Origin of the sequence: Curtobacterium sp. MCBD17_032, assembly GCF_003234855.1 — a bacterium.
Lineage (GTDB): Bacteria > Actinomycetota > Actinomycetes > Actinomycetales > Microbacteriaceae > Curtobacterium.
This window is the reverse complement of sequence record NZ_QKTO01000009.1, coordinates 19768-41757: the sequence shown is the minus strand read 5'-3', so window position 1 is coordinate 41757 and position 21990 is coordinate 19768. Positions and strand designations below refer to the sequence as shown.

Sequence of the window (21990 nt, the reverse complement as noted above, 5' to 3'; positions counted from 1 at the left end):
GTCCCGCTGTGTCCGAACTCGAAGAGACCCTCGTCCTCGTCAAGCCCGACGGCGTCGCCCGCCAGCTCACCGGTGAGATCCTCCGCCGCATCGAGGCGAAGGGCTACGAGATCGTCGACCTGAAGATGCTGACCGCGCCGCGCGAGCTGCTCGACAGCCACTACGAGGAGCACCAGGGCAAGCCGTTTTTCGAGCCGCTCGTCGAGTTCATGCAGTCCGGCCCGGTCGTCGCCGTCCGAGTCGCGGGCAACGGCGTCATCGCCGGGTTCCGCTCGCTCGCCGGCACCACCGACCCGACCTCGGCCGCGCCCGGCACCATCCGCGGTGACCTCGGTCGCGACTGGGGCCTCAAGGTCCAGCAGAACCTCGTGCACGGCTCCGACTCGGCCGAGTCCGCCGCCCGCGAGCTCGGGCTCTGGTTCGCCTGATCCGACTGCCCTGTCCCGGTCCGACGGTGTCCGACCGGGACGACGACGGCCCCCGCACTCCGAGGAGTGCGGGGGCCGTCCTCGTACCGGCGCTCGGGTTACTTGCCGGACGCGCCGTTCGCCTCGACGAAGGCGGCGAACGCCTGGGCGTCGGCCCACGAGTTCGTGCCCTGACCGTTGTACTGCTCGCCGTTGACGATGACGGTCGGCGTACCGGTCAGCTTCGGCAGGTCGGAGTTCGGCAGCGGCTCGGTGAGCGCGCGGTTCGTGGCGTCGGCGACCCAGCCGGCGAACTCCTGGTCCGTGATGCAGGGTTCGACCTTCTCGTTCGTCGCACCGGCCTTCTCCGCGATGTCGGCCAGCTCGTCGTTGCTCAGCCCGCGGGTGTTCTCCGACGGCTGGTTCTCGTAGAACGCGCTGTTGACGTCGAGGAACGCCTCGGGGTCGTAGTTCGCGACGCACGCGGCCGCGTTGGCCGAGCGGGTCGAGTACTTCGACCCGAGCGAGGCGCGGTCGAGCAGGTTGAACGGGTGCACCTCGAGCGTCGCGGTGCCGTCCTGGACCCACTGCTTGATCTGGTCCATGTTGCCGGTCTCGAACTGGTTGCAGATCGGGCACATGTAGTCCTCGTACACGGTGATGTTCGTGACCGAGTCGTCCTGCTTCGTCGGCGTCGGCTCCCCGCCCTCGGGGACGCCCTTCGTCTCGACGGGGACGATCTTGCCGCTCTCACCGGTGAGCACGATACCGTCGCTCGCCATGTTCTTCGGTCCGGGCCCCACGGGCTGGATCGAGTTCGCGATCACGAGCACGACGACCGCGACGAGCGCGAGCGACCCGACGATGATCCCGCTGATCGTGAGCGTCCTGTTCCGACGCCGACGGGCCTGCTCCTTCTGGCGAGCCTCGCGGGCACGCTCGCGCGCAGCGTTCCGGCGCGCCTTCTTGCTCTCGTTGTCGCTCATCGGGAACGAGCGTAATGCCCGCGGGCGTCGCGTCCGGGCCCTGGCGCTGGGAAGCACCCCGGAATCCGGTGACACGTCATCTCATCGACCGCTGCTGACAGCCTTCCACCAACTCGTCGGGTCACGAAGAAGTCAGACGCGGGGCACGGAACGGCGGCACGATCGACAACGGTCCTGTGAAGCGAGGCAAGATCGTGTGGGGTGGCGGGCTCGGCGCTCGTCTCGTGATGCAGATGCAGGGGGACCGATGACGATCGAGATGTTGTGGGAGCAGGACGATCCGGATGCGGTGCTCCGGGACCGTTTCGGCTTCGCGAGCGCTGAGGCCGTGGCCGACTGGGTCACCTCAGCGGTCGAGCGCCAGTGGGGTCTTCGTGTCGGGTCGCCCGAGCGGGTCGTGATGAGCGACCGCAACGCCCTCGCGTGGGTGCGCAGAGGCGACGATCGCTTCCTGCTGAAGTGGTCGGTCGCACCTGACCGGTTCGAACGGCTCACGTTCGCCGCCGAGCTCACTGCGTGGCTCGGAACACTCGGATTGCCCGTGTCGGCGCCGGTCCCGACACTCGCGGGTGAGGCGCAGGTGACGAGCGCTGGCATCTCGATGGGATTGCAACGCGTCATCGACGGCGGCCACCTCGACGTCGACGACGCCGATCAGGTCCGTGCAGCGGGAGCGACGCTCGCGCGGCTGCACGATGCGCTGCGCGAGTGCCCACTGCGCAGCTCGCGACCGGAGGTCCTGTCCGCGCCGGCACCCCTCACCGAGCAGATCGCGGGCTGGGTCACTTCCGACCCGTCGACGCTGTCCCCGGAGGCCCGAGACGTCCTCGGGCAGCTGCTCGAACGAGCACCTGCAGACCTGCCGCCCGTACAGATCGTGCAGGGTGACTACCGCGCCGCGAACATCCTGTGCGCAGGCACCGCTGTCGTCGGCGTCCTCGACTTCGAGGAGCTCCGACTCGACCATCGGATCGGCGAGCTCGCTCGTTCAGCGGTCATGCTCGGGACGCTCTTCCGCGACTGGGAGCCCGTTTCCGAGTCCGTCCGACAGCAGTTCCTGGATGGCTACCAGTCGGTCCGAGCCCTGACGGACGAGGAACTCCACTGGTGGCCGGTCCTCGTGCTCTGGTACTCCCTGGCACTCGTGCCTCCCGGGGACGACCCCGACGGCTGGGGTCGAGCAGCGACCGAGGTACTCGAGCACACAGCGAGGTAGCAGCACACCATCTCGTCAACGTGACGACAGTTCACGTACGGTGCAGGCATGCGCCTCGGTGTCGTGACCGTGCTCTGCCTCGTCCAGTTCGTCGACGTGCTGGGCGTGACGAGCGTGGTCACCGCGATCCCCGCGATCCTGGACGGTCTCGGTGCTGATCCGGCGGCCGCTGGCCCCCTCGCGACGACGTACGCGATGTTCTTCGCCGCGATGCTGATCCTCGGCGCGCGGCTCGGGGACCGTTACGGCCATCGGGAGGTTCTCCTCATCGGGGTCGTCGTGTTCGGCCTGGTGTCGATCATCGGAGGCACCGCGGAGGCACTTCCGCAGGTGCTCGTCGCTCGTGCTGTGCAAGGGGCCGCGGCAGCGGTGTCCGCTCCGTCCGCGCTCCGGCTGATCCTGCACGCGACTGCTCCTGGTTCCGTCCGGGCACGAGCTCTCGCCGCGTGGAGCGCCGTGGGCGCTGCTGCCGGCGCGACTGGGTTCCTCATCGGCGGACTGCTCACCACGATGCTCGGATGGCCATCGGTGTTCTGGGTCAATGCACCGGTCGCGGCGCTCCTGTTCATCGCGATCGTCACCGTCGTGCGTGAGCAGCCAGAGCCAAGCCGATCCGCACGACTGGATGTCCTCGGCGCCGTCCTGCTCGTCGCGGCGGTGATGCCGGTCATCGCCGGCACGGCCCTGCTCGAGGCGCGGGCCACGCAGCCGCAAGGCGTCGGGTTGATCCTCCTGGGCATGGCGGGTGCGGGCCTGTTGGTTTGGCGACTCCGTCGCGCACGTCATCCGCTCGTGCCACCGGGCACCTTCCGTAGCAGCAACCTCCGCCGCGGGTCGGTGCAGTCCTTCGTCAACACCGCGACCACCAGCTCGTCGTCGGTGCTGGCGACACTCGTGTTGCAGGACCGGCTCGGCATCCCGGCCCTGCTGTCCGGACTGGTCCTCATGGCGTTCAGCCTTGCCGTCATCGGCGGGGCCGTCGTGACCGGCCGCTTCGCTCCCCGGCTCGGACAGGACCGGTTGGCCGCCGCGGGCGCTGTGACCATCGCCTGCGGCAACGTCGTCCTCGCGGTCCTCGGTGATTCGTGTCCGTGGATCGCTGCCGCTGTCGCCGTGATCGGCTTCGGCCTGGCAGCGGCGTCGGTCGCGGCGACCGGACTGGGGACCAGCGTCCCAGCAACGTTGGCCGGTAGCGCAGCGGGCATCGTGAACACCGGAGCGCAACTCGGGACAGCGATCGGGACCGCCGTCGTCATCCTCATCGCAACCGCCGCGTCGCCTCCGATGGGATGGGCGTTCTCCGCGGCTACGGCGTTCCTCTGCGCGGGCTGGTGTCGACTCCGCGGGCAAGCCGACACTGAGCGCTGACCGCCCTCACTGAACACGTCCTACGGCCGATCGCTGATGAGAGGAGGCGAGACGGGGCTACCTCGTTCGATCTTGTTCCGCGTCCTGCCACATGCAACACGTCTCACCGAGTTGGGCTGGGCCGATAGCGTCACCGCATGGATCTCGAGGAACTGTGGCCGCTGTTCGCACTCGAACTCCGGACCCCGCGGCTGGTGCTGCGTCCTGTTCAGGATGGTGACCTTCCTGCGCTGGCGGAGGCTGCTCTCGACGGCATCCACGAGCCGGACCGGATGCCGTTCGGGTTCCCGTGGACGGATGCTGCTCCTGCCGACCTTCCTCGGAATCTCGCGATGCATCAGTGGAGCCTGCGCCAGGTCTCTCCGCAGAGCTGGCGAATCCAGTTCGCTGTCATCCTCGACGGCACGGTGATCGGAGCGCAGGACCTCGCCGCCCAGGACTTCGCTCACCGCAAGACCGTCGATTCCGGCTCGTGGTTGACGAAGACCGCACAGGGTCAGGGGCTGGGCACCGAGATGCGGGCCGCGTTGCTGCTGTTCGCCTTCGACGTCCTGGGTGCAGAGTGGGCGGAGTCGAGCGCTGCTGCGTGGAACACCGCATCGCTGCGGGTGTCGTACAGGCTCGGCTACGAGCCGAACGGCGTCACGCGGGTGGTTCCGCGGTCAGAGCAACCAGACGACGAGCAGCGAGTGCGCCTGTCCCGGGAGACGTTCAACCGCCCGAACTGGGGCATCACGACCAAGGGGGAGCGAGCTGTGCTCGCTCAGCTCGGCATCTCCGGGCCGCAGACCAGCGCGAAGCGAGCAATGCGCTCTCAGTAGCCGCCAGCGCCCGATCCCCTATCGGCCGACGTCCAGCGCGTCATCCAACCTGCGCACTTCTGGAGAACGCGCAACCGGTTCTTGCCTTCCACCAGGTCCCGCAGAGGGACCGGCTACCGGGCGCATCGCATCATCGGTCAGGTGCGGTCAGAGGAACGGGAGCACGACGAGCATTCCGCCGACGAGGAGCGCGACACCACCAGCCACGATCACCCCCGCTGCGAGGACCGAGACCGTGCCGGTCAGGATCGCCAGCAGGCCGCTCAAGCCCGCGATCTGCCCGACCGCTGTGCTGGTCCGAACGCTCTGAGATCCACGGACGAAGAGCTCCTCCATGTCCCTGGGGCCGTCGTCGGTGTGCACTCGCCGAGCATCGCACACGTGCTCGAGCCGCGTTGCAGGACCGGCTCAGCCACACATCGGTAGCAGTCGGACGACGTGCCCGGCGGATGACCGCTGCGGGCGTCAGAGCGTCGTCAGCACCGTCGGGAACTTGACGAGGATCACCACGACGATGAACAGGTAGTTCGCCAGCGGGAACGCCCAGCAGAAGGGCAGCAGCGCGCGCCCGAGACGACGGGCACCGTTGCCGAAGGGCAGGTTCCCCTTCGCGAGGTTCCAGATCGTGAACACCCAGAACATCGGGATCGTCATCGCCCAGACGAGCATGCACCACGGGCAGAGGTACCCGATGAACCAGACGGTCTGCGTGAACAGCCAGGTGACGAACACCCAGGCCAGGAACACGCCGGCGTTGAAGAGCGACCAGAACCACCCCGTCCCGCGGAAGCCCGCGAGCAGCACCACACCGACGGCGATCGGGGCGACGAAGCCCATCAGCCCGAGCAACGGATTGGGGAACCCGAACAGGTGCCCCTGCGCGCTGGCCATGACGTTCGAGCAGTTCACGAAGGGGCTGACGTCACACGACAGCACGGCCTGCGGGTTCTCGTACTTCTCGAACTCGTCGAGGACCAGTCGGAACGCCGCGTAGAGCCCGACCACGCCGGTGACGAGCAGCAGGATCGCGACGGCGACGGGGCGGCGGGGAGCGACAGGCGTGGGAGTCACGGCGTCATCTTCGCACGGGGCTCCCGACGTTCTCCGTGACCGCGTGCGATGATGGGGGAGTCACCCGGCCGATCCGGGCGACGACGAGAACTTGCCGGGCCACCGCCCGGACGTGATGGTGCTGTGAGAGAGCACCGTGACCGGACGACGCGTCACCTCTGACGCCGAGCCGCCGTGAGCCGGGTGCCCACGACGACGGACGCGGAGACGACGGACCGGTCACGCAACAGCAGCGAGCGCGGGGGCGGAGTCGCCGCCCGCACCGAAACGAGAGAATTCCCGCCACCCACCGGGTGCGTGCGGGGTCGAGGAGTGCGCCAGTCCATGGTGGATCAGAACGAGAACCAGAACCAGAACACCGACGACGCGCCGAAGCGCCGGACCCGCCTCTTCGGCGGCCGACGCGCCCGGTCCGGCGGCCTGGAGGCCCAGGAACCGTCCGACACGTCGGCGGACACGGTCGAGACGGTCGGGTCGGACGCCGATCCGGTCGGAACCGGGAGCGACGACGTCGCCGGGACGGTCGATGCCGAGACGGTCGACGTCGTGGACGGCGCGGACGTCGTGGACACCGCTGACGTGACGGACACGGCCGAGGCGGACGTCGAGCAGGCCGCGGAGGCCGACGAGGTCGTCCTCGAGACCGCGACCGGTCCGGTGCCCGTCGCCGTCGACACGACCTCGGGTGCGAGCACCGCGCCCGAGGACGTCAGCACCGTCACCGGGGACGTCACGGCTGGTGACGTCGCGGACGCCGTCGCCGCGCAGGACGACGTCGCGCCGCAGGCCGACGCGGCCGCGCAGGACGACATCACGGGCCAGGACGAGACGGTGGGCCAGACCGAGACGGCAGGCCAGGACCAGACTGCCGCCCTGGTCGACACGGCCGGTCCCGACGGGACCGGCGTCGCACCGACCGCCGGTGCGTCGGACGTGGGTGCCGGGGCGGACGCGGAGCGGGCCTCCCGTCCGGTCGGGTCCGGCGAGTCGGCCGAGCTGGCGCCGGCCGAGCCGTTCGTCCCGAAGGCGACGAGCACGCTCAGCCTCATCTTCCACGCCCCGGTGCTGCCGGAGCTGCCGGCCCGCCCCGAGCGCGACCGCTCCGGCCGCGACCGGTACGAGCGCAGCGAGCGTCCGGAGCGTGGCGGCCGCGGTGACCGCTACGACCGCGCGGAGCGCTACGACCACGACGACCGCCCCGAGCGAGCCGACCGGTCCGACCGCTGGGACGACGACGACCGCGACGAGCAGGGTGGCGGCCGTCGTCGGACCCGCCGCCGGGGGAGCAGCAGCGACCGCGAGCAGGCCGAGCCGCGCCGCCGCGAGCCGGAACTCATCACCGAGCCGCAGCGCATCAAGGGTTCGACCCGCCTCGAGGCGAAGAAGCAGCGGCGTCGCGACGGCCGTGACGCCGGACGCCGCCGCCAGGTCGTGACCGAGGACGAGTTCCTCGCCCGCCGCGAGAGCGTCGACCGCCAGATGATCGTCCGGTCGAGCTCCTCCACGATCGAGATCGGCGTGCTCGAGGACAACGTCCTCGCCGAGCACTACGTCACCAAGTCGCAGAACGTCTCGCTCATCGGGAACGTCTACCTCGGCAAGGTGCAGAACGTCCTGCCGTCGATGGAGGCCGCCTTCGTCGACATCGGCCGCGGCCGCAACGCCGTGCTCTACGCCGGCGAGGTCGACTGGAACTCGGTCGACACGAGCCACGGTCGTCGCATCGAGGCCGCCCTCAAGCCGGGCGACAAGGTCCTCGTGCAGGTGACGAAGGACCCGGTCGGTCACAAGGGTGCCCGTCTCACCAGCCAGGTCTCGCTGCCGGGCCGTTACCTGGTCTACGTGCCGAACGGCTCGATGAACGGCATCTCGCGCAAGCTGCCGGACACCGAGCGTGCGCGCCTCAAGAAGATCCTCAAGGAGGTCCTCCCGGAGCACGCCGGCGTCATCGTGCGCACCGCAGCCGAGGGCGCGACCGAGGACCAGCTGACCCGCGACGTGCAGCGCCTCACCAGCCAGTGGGAGGCCATCGAGAAGAAGGTGCAGAACGGGCAGGCCCCGGTCATGCTGCACTCGGAGCCCGACCTGCTCGTCAAGATCGTGCGCGACGTCTTCAACGAGGACTTCACGAAGCTCATCATCGACGGGGAGTCCGCCCGCCAGACGATCGACGAGTACCTCACCGCCGTGGCGCCGGACCTGAAGGACCGCGTCGAGCTGTACGACGGACCGGACTCGTTCGAGGAGTACCGGCTCAACGAGCAGATCGAGAAGGCGCTCGACCGCAAGGTCTGGCTGCCCTCCGGTGGGTCGCTCGTGATCGACCGCACCGAGGCCATGACGGTCGTCGACGTCAACACGGGCAAGTTCGTCGGCTCCGGGGGCAACCTCGAGGAGACCGTCACGAAGAACAACCTCGAGGCAGCCGAGGAGATCGTCCGCCAGCTCCGCCTGCGCGACATCGGCGGGATCATCGTCGTGGACTTCATCGACATGGTGCTCGAGGAGAACCGGGACCTCGTGCTCCGTCGTCTCGTCGAGTGCCTGAGCCGTGACCGGACGAAGCACCAGGTGGCCGAGGTCACCTCGCTCGGCCTCGTGCAGATGACCCGCAAGAAGATCGGTGTCGGCCTGCGCGAGTCCCTCGACGAGGTCAACGCGAAGGTCAACGACAACAACGCCGACCCCGGCCCGACCAAGGGTCGTCGGAAGGCGCGCAGCGGCAACGGTGGCGGGTCGACCGGCGGCACCGGCGCGACCGAGCCGAAGTCGTCGGCGCACCAGATCACGGACGACGTGAAGCACGCACTGTCCCGCATCGCGGCGTCCACGATCACGCACGACGAGTCCGGTCAGCCGCTGACCGGTGTCGCCGCCACGGCGTCCCCGGTGTCGCCGGTGTCGGTGGCCACGCCCACCTCGCCGGTCGCCCCCGCGACGGAGACGCCTGCGGACTCCGCGGGCGGGTCGAAGCGTCGACGTCGTCGCGGGAGCCGGGCCGCCGGTGACCCGCAGCAGGCCACCGGCGCGCAGCAGGCACAGCAGACCCAGGCCGCGCAGTCGTCGACGCTCGAGACGCCCGCCGCCGACGCCGTCCTGCCGGGCGCGACGGCCGGCGCGGACACCGCCGACGCACGGCAGGAGGCCCCGGTCGCCGCGGCACCGGAGGTCGCCACCGCGCAGACGAGCACGGAGCAGGCGGTCGTGCCGCAGTCCGCCGAGCCCGAGCCGGCAGCCCCGGCTGCGGCGAAAGAGCGCCCTGCGGGTCGTCGACGGGTCAGCTCGTCGGCAGCGATCACGCCGGCCGACACCACGGTCGCCATCCTCGACATCCCGGTCGGCGTCGCGAAGCGCGAACCGCGACGGGTGAGCGAGGAGGCCGCGGAGTCGCTGCTCGACTCGGTGCTGCAGGCGCTCCCGGAGCCCAAGCAGCCGGGTCAGGGACGCTCGCGCTCCCGCCGTGTGTCCTCGGGCAGCATCAGCGCCCCGGCGACCCCCAGCGGAACCGACGGCACCGAGGACGACGGCACCGTCATCGTCGGGCGGTGAGGTGACGCACGAGCAGTCCCCGGCCGGTCCGGGCCCGTCGTCGGGCCAGGACCGGCCGGGTCCGGGGTGGCGTGCGGTGCCGCCGCCGGGCTCGCACGCCGACCGGATCCCGACCGCCGCGGTCCGGACGCCGGTCGTCGCGCCCGGGGCGTCCAGCCTCGCGACGACCGGTGCCGCCCTGACGGTGGTGAGCGTCGTCCTGGTGGAGTTCCTCGCGGGTCTGGTCGGGCTGATCGGCACGAGCACGATCGTCGGACCCTTCCGGAGCCACGGCGGCACGAGCCTGGTGGAGGCGTTCGTGCAGAGCGTCTTCGTCACGCGGTTCCCGTTCCACCTGGCGGCGTTCCTCGTGCTCGCCTTCCTCGCGCCCGTCGTGCCGAGGGCGCCGCTGCCCGTGGTCCTGCTCCGCGTCCTGCTCGCCGGTGCGGGCGGGACCCTCGCCCTCGCACTCGTGGGCCTCGTCCACGGGGTGGCCGAGGCCGCCGGGCAGGGGACCGTCGGGCAGGCCCTCGGGCGCCTGCTCGTCGACTCCGTCACCACGCCGGTGCAGATCGGGCTGCCGCTCGCGCTGATGTTGCTCGGCTCGTCGACGGTGGCGTGGCTGTGGCTCGGTCGCCCACGACGCCGGCGTCCCGGTCCGCCCCGGGTGCGAGGGCTCGTCCGCGGCGCTGCTGACGGCCGACGGTTCCCAGCGGTGCCCGGCGTCGGCCGAACCCGGTCCCTGCGTCCGCGCGCGGCCCCCGTCAGCGGCGCTTGTCGCGCTGGGGGACCCGGAGCCCGCTGGCGATGAGCCGCAGGACGAGTTCACGCCCGGTCACGGGGGCTGCCCCGGACGCGACGAGCTCGTCGTACCGGGCCTGCGGCACGTCGTAGTGGTCGTGGTCGAACGCCCGCCGTGGGACGCCCGCGCGGTCGGCGAAGGCGTGCAGCTCGTCGTAGGATGAGTCACTGACCAGGTGTGACCAGAGCGTGTCGTGTGCGGGCCAGGCCGGGGGATCGATCAGCACGGTCATCCCGCCATGGTACGTGTGTCGGCGTTTGACCCACCTGGTCGGATCGAGTATTCTCGATCCCTGGTGTCAGCGGGCCGTTCTGCCTGCGTCGCCGATCGGTTCGGGGTGACCCGGACGGATCGCGCAGAAGTGGGCACCCGAGACTTCCCTCAAGCAGAGTTACGTAAGGAATCCACGTGGTTTACGCAGTAGTGCGCGCCGGCGGCCGTCAGGAGAAGGTCGAGGTCGGCTCGATCATCACCATCGACCGCATCAAGGCCGACGACAATGGCAACATCGACCTCGCGCCGGTGCTCCTCGTGGACGGGGACAAGATCACCTCCGCCGCGGCCGAGCTCGCGAACGTGACGGTCACCGCCGAGGTCCTCGCCGACCTCCGCGGCCCGAAGGTCGTCATCCAGAAGTTCAAGAACAAGACCGGTTACAAGAAGCGCCAGGGCTTCCGCGCGGATCTCACGCGCGTCAAGGTCACCAAGATCGCATAAGGCGGAGGTAGAGACATGGCACACAAGAAGGGTGCGAGTTCCACTCGCAACGGTCGCGACTCGAACGCACAGCGCCTCGGCGTGAAGCGCTTCGGTGGCGAGGTCGTCAACGCCGGTGAGATCATCATCCGCCAGCGCGGCACGCACTTCCACCCCGGCGCGAACGTCGGCCGCGGTGGCGACGACACGCTGTTCGCCCTCTCGGCCGGTTCGGTCGAGTTCGGCACCAAGGGTGGCCGCAAGGTCATCAACATCGTCAGCGCGTAGTCACCGACGATCAGTTCAGCGGGAGGGGCGGGCCGTGTGCCTGCCCCTCCCGCTGTTTTCCCGTACGACAACCAGGAGTGAACCCATGGCGACGTTCGTCGACCGCGTGACCCTGCACCTGACGGCAGGCAACGGTGGCAACGGCTGTGTGTCCGTCCGTCGTGAGAAGTTCAAGCCCCTCGCGGGCCCCGACGGCGGCAACGGCGGGGACGGCGGCGACATCGTGCTCGTCTCCGACCCGCAGGTCACGACGCTCCTGGGCTACCACCGGTCGCCGCACCGCTCCAGCCGCAACGGCCAGCCGGGCATGGGCGACCACCGCAGCGGAGTCAGCGGGGAGACGCTCGAGCTCCCGGTCCCCGTCGGCACGGTCGTGTACGACGAGGACGGCGAGGTGCTCGCGGACCTCACCGAGCCGGGCATCCGCGTCGTCGTGGCCCCGGGCGGCCAGGGCGGTCTCGGCAACGCCGCGCTCGCGACCACGAAGCGCAAGGCCCCCGGGTTCGCGCTGCTCGGCACCGACGGCTGGAGCGGGGACGTCAGCCTCGAGCTGAAGACCATCGCCGACGTCGCCCTGGTCGGGTTCCCGAGCGCGGGCAAGTCGTCCCTCATCGCCGCGGTCTCGGCAGCGAAGCCGAAGATCGCCGACTACCCGTTCACGACCCTCACGCCGAACCTCGGAGTCGTCGAGTCCGGCACGACCCGCTTCACCGTCGCGGACGTCCCCGGGTTGATCGAGGGCGCGTCCGAGGGCAAGGGGCTCGGGCTCGAGTTCCTCCGGCACGTGGAGCGCTGTGAGGCCCTCCTGCACGTGATCGACTGTGCGACGCTCGACGCCGGTCGCGACCCGGTGAGCGACCTCGAGGTCATCCTCCGTGAGCTCGAGCAGTACCCGGTCCCCGACGGGCAGGTGCCGCTCCTCGAGCGCCCGCAGCTCATCGCCCTGAACAAGATCGACGTGCCGGACGCCGCCGAGCTCGCGGAGTTCGTGACCGCCGAGTTCGAGTCGCGCGGCTACCGCGTCTTCCCGATCTCGACCGCTTCGCACAAGGGGCTCCGCGAGCTCACCTTCGCCCTGGCCGACGTCGTCGAGCAGGCGCGGGCCGAGCGTGCCGCCGAGCCGGAGGTCGAGCGCATCGTCATCCGTCCGAAGGCCGTCGACGAGAAGCCCTTCACGGTCCGTGCCGAGGGCGGCGAGGAGCACCGCTTCTACCGCGTCCGGGGCGCGAAGCCGGAGCGCTGGGTGCAGCAGACGGACTTCACGAACGAGGAGGCGATCGGGTACCTGGCCGACCGCCTCGCGAAGCTCGGTGTCGAGGACGGTCTGTTCAAGGCCGGTGCCGTCGCCGGTTCGACCGTCGTGATCGGCGGCGACGGCGGGATGGTCTTCGACTGGGAGCCCACCCTGACGTCCACCGCGGAGCTCATCACGAGCGCGCGCGGCACGGACGCCCGCCTCGACCTCAACGCCCGACCCACGCGCAACGAGCGCCGCGCCGACTACTTCGAGCGGATGGACGCCAAGGCGGCCGCCCGTGCCGAGCTCGAGCAGGAGCGCCGCGCCGGGCTCTGGCAGGACGACGACGCGTCCGGTGACGCGGCCGACCCCGTCGGGCAGACCACAGCTGAGCGGGACTGACCCGGGAGCGACATGACCGACACGACCGAGCGCACCGCGGGACCCGTCACCGAGCGTGCGGACATCCCGCACGCGCGGCGGATCGTCGTGAAGGTCGGGTCGTCCTCGGTCAGCGGGGACAACGCGGCGCAGATCGGCCCGTTGGTCGACGCCCTGGTCGGCGCGTACCAGCGCGGGACCGAGGTCGTGCTCGTGTCCTCGGGTGCGATCGCGACGGGCTTCCCGTTCCTGGGTCTCGAGGGCCGTCCGGACGACCTCGCGACCCAGCAGGCTGCCGCGGCGACCGGTCAGGCCGTGCTCGTGTTCCGGTACCAGAAGGAACTCGACCGCCACGGGGTCACGGCGGCCCAGGTGCTGCTCACCGCCGGTGACCTGCAGAACCCGACGCACCGCGTGAACGCCCGCCGGGCGATGAACCGGCTGCTCGAACTCCGGGTGCTGCCGATCGTGAACGAGAACGACACGGTCGCCACCCACGAGATCCGGTTCGGCGACAACGACCGGCTCGCGGCCCTGGTCGCCCGGCAGCTCGAGGCCGACGCCCTGGTGCTCCTGTCGGACGTCGAGGCGCTGTACACGAAGCCACCGGAGCAGCCCGGTGCCGCCCGCATCGACGAGGTCCCCTTCGGCGACGAGCTCGCCGGCGTCACCTTCGGCTCGATCGGCGCGGCCGGGGTCGGCACCGGGGGAGCCGGCACGAAGGTCGCGGCCGCGCGTCTCGCCGCCGAGGCCGGCACCGCGGTCCTCGTCACGGCCACCGCGCTCGTCGAGCGAGCCCTCGGCGGCGAGCACGTCGGGACCTGGTTCCGGGCCGCACCGCGCGCCTGAGCGCGGGTCGTCGACGGCCTGGAGGCGCGCCTCCCGTCCGTGTCCACAGGTCGCGTCACGCGGGCGGTCGCCGGTCTACGATCGGTCCATGTCCCGCACCGCCCCCGCTCCGACCCTGGTCGACGTCCTGACCGCCGCACGCTCGGCGTCGACGGCGCTCGCGACCGCGACGACCGCCGTGAAGGACGCCGCCCTCCGGGCGATCGCGCACGAGCTGCGCGCCGGGACGGCCGACATCGTGACGGCGAACCACGAGGACCTCGTCGCGGGGGAGACCGCCGGTCTGTCGTCGGGGCTGCTCGACCGTCTGCGGCTCGACGTGACCCGGGTCGACGCCCTGGCCGACGCCGTCGACCACGTCGTCGGGCTCACCGACCCGGTCGGACAGCACGTCCGGGGGTCGGTCCTGTCGAACGGCCTGCAGCTCACGCAGGTCCGCGTGCCGTTCGGGGTCGTCGGCGCGATCTACGAGGCACGACCGAACGTGACCGTCGACATCGCCTCGCTGGCCCTGAAGTCCGGCAACGCCGTCGTCCTGCGCGGCGGGTCGGCAGCCCAGCGGACGAACGCGGTCCTGGTCGCACGGATCCAGGACGCCGTCGCCTCGGTCGGACTCCCGCGGGAACTCGTCCAGACCATCGACGAGTTCGGCCGGCAGGGCGCGACCGAGCTCATGCGCGCCCGCGGTCTCGTCGACGTGCTCATCCCGCGGGGGAGTGCGTCCCTCATCCAGACCGTCGTGACCGAGTCCCAGGTCCCGGTGATCGAGACGGGTGCCGGCGTCGTGCACGTGTTCCTCGACGAGTCCGCGCCGCTCGACCGGGCCGTGGACATCGTCCTCAACAGCAAGGTGCAGCGGCCGAGCGTGTGCAACGCCCTCGAGACACTGCTCGTGCACGAGCGTGCGGCGGAACGGCTGTTGCCCGTGCTCGCCGACCGCCTCCGGGCCGCGGGGGTCACCCTCCGTGGCGACGACACCACCCGGGCGATCGTGCCCGGGGTGTTGCGCGCGACCGAGGCCGACTGGGCGACCGAGTCCATGGACCTCGACCTGTCGATCCGCGTCGTGCCCGACGTCGACGCGGCGATGGCGCACATCGCGCGGTGGTCGACGCACCACACCGAGTCGATCGTGACGAACGACGTCGACACGGCGGAGTACTTCCTGGCCGGCGTCGACTCCGCGGTCGTCATGGTGAACGCCTCGACCCGGTTCACCGACGGCGGCGAGTTCGGCTTCGGCGCCGAGGTCGGGATCTCGACCCAGAAGCTCCACGCCCGGGGCCCGATGGGGCTGCCGGAGCTCACGAGCACCAAGTGGATCGTGCGCGGGCACGGACACATCCGCGGCTAGGATGGTCCGGAGTCTTCCTCGACCGATCGGAGCACCGCCAGATGTCACTCCTCGCTGAGGCCGCCGAGCACGCGGCCGGCGTCCCCGCGATCGTCTACCCGATCGTCGCCGCCTGCTTCTTCACCTTCCTGGGGTTCGTCACGTGGAGCTTCCGCGACGTCGCCTACCGTCACTCGCACAAGTTCCAGGCCACCCGGCAGCACGAGACCGGCGTGGACGAGTTCGGCCACTCGAAGATCTGACCAGCCCCCCGATGCTCGAGAGCACGGGTCGGCCGCGCATCGGGGTGATGGGCGGGACGTTCGACCCGATCCACCACGGTCACCTCGTGGCCGCATCGGAGGTCGCGAAGCACTTCGACCTGGACGAGGTCGTGTTCGTCCCGACCGGTCAGCCGTACATGAAGGCGGACGTCACCGACGCCGAACACCGGTACCTGATGACGGTCATCGCGACCGCGTCGAACCCGATGTTCACGGTCAGTCGGGTGGACATCGACCGCCCGGGCCCGACCTACACGGTGGACACCCTGCGCGACCTCCGCGAGCAGCGCCCCGACGCGCAGCTCGTGTTCATCTCGGGGGCGGACGCGGTCCAGCAGATCCTCGACTGGAAGGACCACGACGGTCTCTGGGACCTCGCGCACTTCGTCGCGGTGACCCGACCGGGACACGCGCTGAGCATCACCGGACTCCCAGAACGGGACGTTAGTGTGCTCGAGGTCCCCGCGCTGGCGATATCCTCGACCGATTGCCGCGACCGGGTGAGAGGCGGGTCCCCCGTCTGGTACCTCGTACCGGACGGCGTCGTCCAGTACATCTCGAAGCACCATCTGTATCGGAGCGTTGCATGAGTCCGTCCGACGCGCAGCCGCCCCTGTCGCGGCGCCAGTTGCGCGAGCGCGAGCGCGCCGCGAACGGCGGTGCCCAGCCCGTGACCCCACCGCCGACCGTCGCCGCCAGCACACCGGAGGCACGCCGTCGTCCCGGCTCGCACGTCGCGCCCGGAACCGCCGCACCCGCCCAGTCGTCCGCGCCGCGGTCCGCCGGCACAGCGTCGGGTGTCCCCGACCTGCCGCCGGCGTCGGCCACGGAGATCGTGCCCGGCACGGGCGGGATGTCCCGTCGACAGCTGCGGCTGCTCCGCGAGGCCCAGGAGCAGGGCGGTCGCCCGGTCCCGCTGCAGAACCCGACCCCGCACTCCTCGGACCGCACCGTGCAGGACGTGCTCGGCACCCTGTCCGGTCCGGCTGCCGTGCCGGCACCGGACGCGCAGGTGCCGTCCCTCCCGACCCCGGCCGAGACGGCTGCGTCCGACGGCGACGCCGAGCGCGCCCCGCTGGTGCCCTTCGGCTTCGCCGGCCCGACCGACCCCGCGGACCGGCAGGCGGACGGTCCCGATGCCGACGAGCGCGAGACCTCGCACTGGCAGGAGCCGAACCCCGAGGTGTCGCACCTCGAGCCGGCCGCCGTCGAGCAGGCCACGGCCGCCGACGGTTCCCCGGACGCGATCGAGCCCCTCGAGGCGGCGGCTGCACACGCGGAGGAACCGCGCCTGCACCGCACCACCTGGGCGCCGCACGACGCGGACCCGAGCGACCTCGAGACCGCCGCGCCCTCCGCGGCGCCGGTCGACGACGTCGTGGCCGGAGCCGCCCCGTCCTCCGCTGCCGCCGCCCCCGGGGTGTTCCCGCTCGACCTGGACGACGACGACACGAACGAGGTCCCGCTGCCCGTCGTGCCCGCCGACGCCCAGGCGGCAGGCCCGGCGTCCGCTGCCCGGCCCGGCTCGGCGTCGCAGCCCGGGTCCGCCTCCCGTCCGGCCTCGTCCGACGCCGCCCGGGAGCCGAAGCCCGTCACCACGGCGTTCGACGCGCCGAGCGGGCACTGGTCGACGTTCGCGCACGACTCGAACGACGCCGAGGTCCACGACGAGGAAACCGGCACCCGCCGGGTCGCCGAGGCACGGTCGAACGCGATCATCCTGCCGAACTCGGCGCTGGCGGACCCGACCGGTGCGTTGAACGCCACCGGCGAGGTCATCCTCACCGGGTCGATCGACCTGCCGTCCTCGCTGTCCTCGACCGGGTCGCACCGACCCATCGACGGTGCGGAGGTCGACCGCTTGCTCGACCAGCAGGACGAGCAGCCCGAGACCGACGCCAGCCCGGTGCGCGCGAGCCGTGCCGTGTCGAGCCACACCTCGACGCGGCAGGTCGTCCTCGCCGCGGCGAAGCCCAAGGACTCGAAGACCCCGGTGGTGCTCGCCGTCGCGGCCAGCGCGGTCGGGGTCGTCGCGGCCGGCGTGATCGTGGTCGCGCTCGTGGCCACCAACTTCTTCGGCTCGTAGTCGTCGACCGTCGAGTCGCGGGTCCGGGCCCCCTCGGCGTCGGCATGGCCGTCGTCGGCGGTCTGACCTATGATCGTGACCCATCATGAACATCGCGACGCCTTCGTCGGGATGACCACCGGAAGGAATCCGTGACCGCCTCCGCTCGCGCACTCGAACTCGTGCAGATCGCCGCTCAAGCGGCCGACTCCAAGCAGGCCGAGGACCTCGTCGCCCTCGACGTCACCCGACCGCTCCAGCTCACCGACGTCTTCCTGCTCGCCACCGGCCGCAACGAGCGCAACGTGCTCGCCATCGCCGACGAGATCGAGGACCGCATGCTCGAGGCCGGCTCGAAGCCGCTGCGTCGGGAAGGCCGGAGCGAAGGCCGGTGGGCACTGATCGACTTCGGTGACATCGTCGTGCACGTCTTCCACGAGGAAGAGCGCCAGTACTACTCCCTCGAGCGCCTCTGGTCGGACTGCCCGGTCATCCCGCTCGAGCTGTCGGTCGACCAGGCGCAGGCAGCGGAAAACACCGCGTAGCGGCGACGCGCCCGGGTGGCGGCGACGATTTCGTCCCCCCGTCCCCGCGTGGTGTACGCTGTACTGGTGCCTCCGGGGAACCGGGGGAACACCGACAGGCCGCTCGCGGCCGATGGGTCTGTGGCGCAGCTGGTAGCGCACCTGCATGGCATGCAGGGGGTCAGGGGTTCGAGTCCCCTCAGATCCACCACCGAAGCCCCGCTGCTCTCCGAGCAGCGGGGCTTCTCCCGTTCCGCAGTCGCCGACATCCGGGCACGTGCCGCGGCGGGGCACGCTCTCCACCGGTGCTCGTCCCGTCGCCCGTCGGGGTCTCCGCGGCCGATACGCTGACCGCATGAGCAGCGCAGCCCCCCGTTCCGGGTCCCAGACGTCGATCGCCTCCTCCGGCTACACCGCCGACATCGCGAGCGTCGGTGCGACCCTGCGGGCGCTCCGCCACGACGGCCGCGACCTCGTCACCACGTTCGACGCGGACGAGGTCCGACCGGTCTTCCGCGGAGCCGTCCTCGCCCCGTGGCCGAACCGTGTGGTGGACGGCCGGTACACCTTCGGCGGGACCGAGCACGAACTCGCCCTGACCGAGCCGAAGCGCTCCCACGCCCTGCACGGCCTGGTCGCCTGGACCGAGTTCGCGGTGCTCGAGCACGACGCCGACCGCGTGCTGCTCGCCACGACCGTGCAGCCGCAGGAGGGCTACCCCTACCGGGTCGAGGTCCGCGTGGAGTACCGCCTCGACGCCGACGGCCTGCACACCACCGTCACCGGCACGAACACCGGCGAGGACCGGGCACCGTGGGGCACCGGCCCGCACCCGTACCTCGTCGCCGGCGCCGGCACGGTCGACGACTGGACGCTGACGCTCCCGGCGGCCGAGGTGCTCGAGGTCACCGCGGACCGGCTCATCCCGACCGACCTCGTCCCGGTCCACGACGAGTTCGACCTGCGCACGCCGACACCGGTCGGCTCGCGGTTCATCGACCACGCCTTCACCGGGTTCGACCGCGACGCCGACGGGATCGCGGCGATCACCGTCACGGCGGCGGACGGGCACGGCGTCCGAGTGGCCTTCGGGCCGGAGTGCGGGTGGGCGCAGGTGCACACCGCCGACCACGTCGTGCCCGGGTACCACCGCGCGGGTCTGGCCGTCGAGCCGATGACCTGTGCGCCGAACGCCTTCAACGCGGACGCCTTCGCCGCCGACGTGGACGCCGGCCTCGTCGTGCTCGAGCCGGGCGCCTCGTCCGCCGCCGCATGGACGATCTCGGCGGTCTGACGCCCGGGTCCGCACGTGCGCCGTCGGCAGGGCACCCTGCGGGACGGACCGGCAACCCGCGGCTGGAGACCCGCAGGCTCGACGGTCCGGTCGACCTCGGCGTCCTCGCACGGCGGACCACCGGTGACCTGGTCTGGTTCGACTCGGCGCTGCCGGAGGGTGCTCCGACGGCAGCGGGGATCCGGGCTGCCTGGTCGGTCCTCGCCCTGACGGACGGGCCGTTCGCCGCGCGGTTCCGCCACCAGGACCGTCTCGCCCGGGTCGACGTGTCGGCGGTGGCCGGGCGGTGGTTCGGGTCGTCGCGGGTCGAGGAGCGTGCCGCGTTCGCCGTCCTCGACGAGTTGCTGCAGCGCACACCCGCACTGGACGCACCGGTGGAGGGCTGCGCGTTCGCGCTCGGGTGGGTGGGCTTCCTCGGCTACGAGCTCGGACGCGAGGTCGACGGGCCCGACCGGACCGCGGACGGACACGCGGACGCCGACCTCCGGTTCGTGGACCGCGCGGTCCTCGTGCGGGACGACGGTGCGGCCTGGGCGGTGACCCTGGTCGACGACGCCGACCCGTCGGCGTCCGCGGACAACCGGGCGTGGGCGGCCGGGCTGCACGGCGCTGACCCCGACGACCAGGCTCCGGTCGACGGCGTCCCGGTCCGCTCGGAGCCGGTCCGCTCGGAGCCGGGCCCGCGGGAGCCGGGCCGGCGGGAGCCGGACGTCCAGGGGGCGGGCGCCCCGGGTCCGGCCGACGACGCGGCGGGCGCGGCCACGGGCCTCCCGAACGGTGGTCCGGATCCCGGCGGACGCGTCCAGGAGGCCCGAGGGCGCGTCCTGGAGGCCCGGGGGCGCGTCGACCGCGCCACCTACGAACGTGCCGTGGACGCGTGCCGGGACGAGATCCGCGAGGGGAACGCGTTCCAGGTGTGCCTGACGACGGCGTTCGCCGTCCCGGACGGTCCGGACGCCCCGGACAGCGCGGACAGCGCGGACGGCGCGGACGGCGCGGACGGCGCGGACGGCACGGTCCGTCCGGACGTCACGGTCCGTCCGGACGTCACGGGGGCCGCCGACGACCGCCACCTGGCCGAGTACCTGCGGATCCGCCGCGGTGACCCGGTACCGTTCGGGGCGTACCTGCGGACGGGGGACCTGCGGATCGCCAGCCGCTCACCGGAGCGGTTCCTCCGGATCGACGCCGACGGAGGTGTGCTGGCCGAGCCGATCAAGGGCACCCGGCCGCGTCACGTCGATCCGGTCGAGGACGCCGTGGTGCGCGCCGACCTGTCGACCAGCGCCAAGGACCGGGCCGAGAACGTGATGATCGTGGACCTGCTGCGGAACGACCTGCAGCGGACGGCGCGCCCGGGGTCGGTGCGCGTCGAACGGCTCTGTGACGTCGAGACGTACGCGAGCGTCCACCAGATGGTGTCGACGATCGCCGGTGTCCTGCCGCCCGGGGCCTCCCGGGCCGCGGTCGTGCGGGCGGCTTTCCCGCCGGGGTCGATGACGGGTGCGCCGAAGCGCAGTGCGACGGCGATCGCGGACCGGCTGGAGGGTGCCCCGCGCGGGGTGTACGCCGGGGCGATCGGGTACTTCTCGGCCAGCGGTGCGGTCGATCTGTCGGTGGCCATCCGGACACTGGTGACGGTCCTCCATCCGGACGGGTCCGTGCGGCGCAGGACGCTCGGGGCGGGCGGCGCGGTGACGTGGTCGTCCTCGCCGGCCGACGAGGCCGACGAGGTCGAGGCGAAGACGGTGTCCGTGCTCCGCGGGGTGGGTGCAGCGGCGCATTGGTAGTCCTCGAACGGGTGTTCGAGCAGCTGTCCACCGGATGTCGGTGCCGGTTGACATCATCGAACACATGTTCGAACATGAGGGCATGCAGACGGCGACGGCACTCCGGTCGTCCGATGAGCGCAGCGACCGCGGACGCGGTGACCGCGAGCACATCGGGCGGAGCGGTGCTGCTCGCGGTGACGCCGACGGGGTCCGCGGGGCCGACCACGTCGGAGCAGCGCGGGCGGCGCTCGACCGGATCACGTCACTGCGCTCCCGGGTGGCCGACATGGAGTCCACCCGGGTGGACACCGAGGGGTTGCCCACCGCCGACGCCCTCGCCCCGCTGCTGCCGGGCGGCGCGATCCGCGCGGGTGGGACCTACGCCGTGCCGGAGTCGGTGCTGCTCGCCCAGACCATGCTGCAGGCGGCTTCGGCGGCCGGTGCGTGGTGCGCGGTGGTGGGTGTGCCGTCGTTCGGGGTGGAGGCGGCGGCAGCGGCGGGGATCGACCTGGAACGGCTCGTGCTGGTGCCGGACCCGGGCGACCAGTGGCTCGCGGTGACCGCGGCCCTCGCCGACGTCGCACAGATCGTCCTCACCCGCCCCCTCGGCCGCGTGGTGCCCGGTGACGTCGCCCGGCTCTCCGCGCGCCTCCGGCAGCGTGGGGCCGCACTCGTCGCGCTCGGGTCCTGGCCCGGGGCGGACGTCACCCTGCGCGTCACCGAGTCCCGGTGGAGCGGGATCGGCCACGGTCACGGGTACCTCACCGAGCGACGGGTGACCGTCACCGCGTCGGGGCGCGCCGGTGCGGTCCGACCGACGAGTGCCGAACTGCTCCTGCCCGCGGCGGACGGCTCGGTCCGCGCGGCCGTCCCGACGACCGCGGTCGCCGCGGTGCCCGTCGACGGACGGGTCCTGCGTCCCGTCGCGGTGGCGTCGTGAGCCCCCGCGGACGCCGCGCGCTGGTGGGCACACCGAAGGGCGCGGCACTGACCGGTGCCGGGCTGACCGGTGCTGGGGTGCCCGGTGTCGGGCTGCCGAACGCGGGAGCCGTCCGTGCGGACGCGCTC

22 protein-coding genes and 1 tRNA gene are annotated in these 21990 nt (G+C 71.7%); 19 read left to right on the top strand and 4 right to left on the bottom strand.

Translation table 11 applies throughout. From position 1 onward, the window contains the following. Window positions 1-8: 8 nt before the first annotated feature. Window positions 9-428: a nucleoside-diphosphate kinase gene (ndk, locus tag DEI91_RS12000; RefSeq protein WP_111052520.1), complete on the top strand. Its 420-nt coding sequence runs from the start codon at window positions 9-11 to the stop codon at window positions 426-428. Between the two features lie 98 nt (window positions 429-526). Here the strand turns inward: ndk and DEI91_RS11995 are convergent, their stop codons facing one another. Further along, window positions 527-1393, bottom strand: a complete 867-nt coding sequence (locus DEI91_RS11995) for a thioredoxin domain-containing protein (RefSeq protein ID WP_111052519.1) — start codon at window positions 1391-1393, stop codon at window positions 527-529. A gap of 247 nt (window positions 1394-1640) precedes the next feature. On the opposite strand from DEI91_RS11995, the gene DEI91_RS11990 reads away from it, so the two are divergent. The 3 genes from DEI91_RS11990 to DEI91_RS11980 all read left to right on the top strand — a co-directional run bounded on the left by DEI91_RS11990 (window position 1641) and on the right by DEI91_RS11980 (window position 4798). Beyond that, entirely contained in the window at window positions 1641-2609 is a 969-nt protein-coding gene (locus DEI91_RS11990; RefSeq protein ID WP_111052518.1) for a phosphotransferase, read from the top strand. A gap of 48 nt (window positions 2610-2657) precedes the next feature. Then, a complete protein-coding gene (locus tag DEI91_RS11985; RefSeq protein WP_111052517.1) occupies window positions 2658-3977 on the top strand; it encodes an MFS transporter in 1320 nt (439 codons plus the stop codon). Window positions 3978-4114: 137 nt separating this feature from the next. Beyond that, a complete protein-coding gene (locus tag DEI91_RS11980) occupies window positions 4115-4798 on the top strand; it encodes a GNAT family N-acetyltransferase (RefSeq protein WP_111052516.1) in 684 nt (227 codons plus the stop codon). Between the two features lie 147 nt (window positions 4799-4945). Here DEI91_RS11980 and DEI91_RS11975 read toward each other — a convergent pair whose 3' ends face one another. Next, on the bottom strand, window positions 4946-5161 hold the full coding sequence (locus DEI91_RS11975; RefSeq protein WP_111052515.1) for a hypothetical protein: 216 nt from the start codon (window positions 5159-5161) through the stop codon (window positions 4946-4948). Window positions 5162-5263: 102 nt separating this feature from the next. Further along, window positions 5264-5869: a vitamin K epoxide reductase family protein gene (locus DEI91_RS11970; protein ID WP_111052514.1), complete on the bottom strand. Its 606-nt coding sequence runs from the start codon at window positions 5867-5869 to the stop codon at window positions 5264-5266. Between the two features lie 324 nt (window positions 5870-6193). Here DEI91_RS11970 and DEI91_RS11965 point away from each other — a divergent pair, with 324 nt between their 5' ends. After that, entirely contained in the window at window positions 6194-9418 is a 3225-nt protein-coding gene (locus DEI91_RS11965) for an Rne/Rng family ribonuclease (protein WP_258374409.1), read from the top strand. Window position 9419: 1 nt separating this feature from the next. Continuing rightward, window positions 9420-10208: a hypothetical protein gene (locus tag DEI91_RS11960; RefSeq protein ID WP_111052513.1), complete on the top strand. Its 789-nt coding sequence runs from the start codon at window positions 9420-9422 to the stop codon at window positions 10206-10208. Here DEI91_RS11960 and DEI91_RS11955 read toward each other — a convergent pair. Then, window positions 10162-10431: a DUF4031 domain-containing protein gene (locus tag DEI91_RS11955; protein WP_111052512.1), complete on the bottom strand. Its 270-nt coding sequence runs from the start codon at window positions 10429-10431 to the stop codon at window positions 10162-10164. The genes DEI91_RS11960 and DEI91_RS11955 overlap by 47 nt on opposite strands. A 176-nt stretch (window positions 10432-10607) precedes the next feature. Between DEI91_RS11955 and rplU the strand changes: the two genes are divergently transcribed. The 13 genes from rplU (at window position 10608) to DEI91_RS11890 (ending at window position 21862) form a co-directional block, all read left to right on the top strand. Continuing rightward, window positions 10608-10916, top strand: a complete 309-nt coding sequence (gene rplU / locus DEI91_RS11950; protein WP_111052511.1) for a 50S ribosomal protein L21 — start codon at window positions 10608-10610, stop codon at window positions 10914-10916. 15 nt (window positions 10917-10931) lie between these two features. After that, window positions 10932-11183: a 50S ribosomal protein L27 gene (gene rpmA, locus DEI91_RS11945; protein ID WP_111052510.1), complete on the top strand. Its 252-nt coding sequence runs from the start codon at window positions 10932-10934 to the stop codon at window positions 11181-11183. A gap of 85 nt (window positions 11184-11268) precedes the next feature. After that, the gene (gene obgE / locus DEI91_RS11940; protein ID WP_111052509.1) at window positions 11269-12822 is read left to right on the top strand and encodes a GTPase ObgE; all 1554 of its coding nucleotides are present in this window, start codon (window positions 11269-11271) and stop codon (window positions 12820-12822) included. Window positions 12823-12834: 12 nt separating this feature from the next. Beyond that, the gene (gene proB, locus DEI91_RS11935; RefSeq protein ID WP_111052508.1) at window positions 12835-13650 is read left to right on the top strand and encodes a glutamate 5-kinase; all 816 of its coding nucleotides are present in this window, start codon (window positions 12835-12837) and stop codon (window positions 13648-13650) included. A gap of 88 nt (window positions 13651-13738) precedes the next feature. Beyond that, entirely contained in the window at window positions 13739-15004 is a 1266-nt protein-coding gene (locus DEI91_RS11930) for a glutamate-5-semialdehyde dehydrogenase (RefSeq protein WP_111052507.1), read from the top strand. A 41-nt stretch (window positions 15005-15045) separates the two neighbouring features. After that, complete coding sequence (locus DEI91_RS11925) at window positions 15046-15246, top strand: hypothetical protein (protein ID WP_110823838.1); 201 nt, start codon at window positions 15046-15048, stop codon at window positions 15244-15246. A gap of 11 nt (window positions 15247-15257) precedes the next feature. Further along, a complete protein-coding gene (nadD, locus tag DEI91_RS11920) occupies window positions 15258-15857 on the top strand; it encodes a nicotinate-nucleotide adenylyltransferase (RefSeq protein WP_110823839.1) in 600 nt (199 codons plus the stop codon). After that, window positions 15854-17353, top strand: coding sequence for a hypothetical protein (locus tag DEI91_RS11915; protein ID WP_111052506.1), 1500 nt, complete (start codon window positions 15854-15856; stop codon window positions 17351-17353). Before nadD ends, DEI91_RS11915 begins: the two co-directional genes overlap by 4 nt. A 131-nt stretch (window positions 17354-17484) precedes the next feature. Then, on the top strand, window positions 17485-17877 hold the full coding sequence (rsfS, locus tag DEI91_RS11910) for a ribosome silencing factor (protein ID WP_111052505.1): 393 nt from the start codon (window positions 17485-17487) through the stop codon (window positions 17875-17877). A gap of 114 nt (window positions 17878-17991) precedes the next feature. Further along, a tRNA-Ala gene (locus tag DEI91_RS11905) sits at window positions 17992-18067 on the top strand. Between the two features lie 144 nt (window positions 18068-18211). Beyond that, entirely contained in the window at window positions 18212-19150 is a 939-nt protein-coding gene (locus DEI91_RS11900; RefSeq protein ID WP_111052504.1) for an aldose 1-epimerase family protein, read from the top strand. Next, window positions 19129-20940, top strand: a complete 1812-nt coding sequence (locus tag DEI91_RS11895; RefSeq protein WP_111052503.1) for an anthranilate synthase component I family protein — start codon at window positions 19129-19131, stop codon at window positions 20938-20940. The genes DEI91_RS11900 and DEI91_RS11895 overlap by 22 nt, the downstream gene beginning before the upstream one ends. A gap of 64 nt (window positions 20941-21004) precedes the next feature. Next, window positions 21005-21862 (top strand): hypothetical protein, encoded by an 858-nt coding sequence (locus tag DEI91_RS11890; RefSeq protein WP_181439588.1) that lies wholly within the window; start codon window positions 21005-21007, stop codon window positions 21860-21862. Window positions 21863-21990 lie beyond the last annotated feature (128 nt).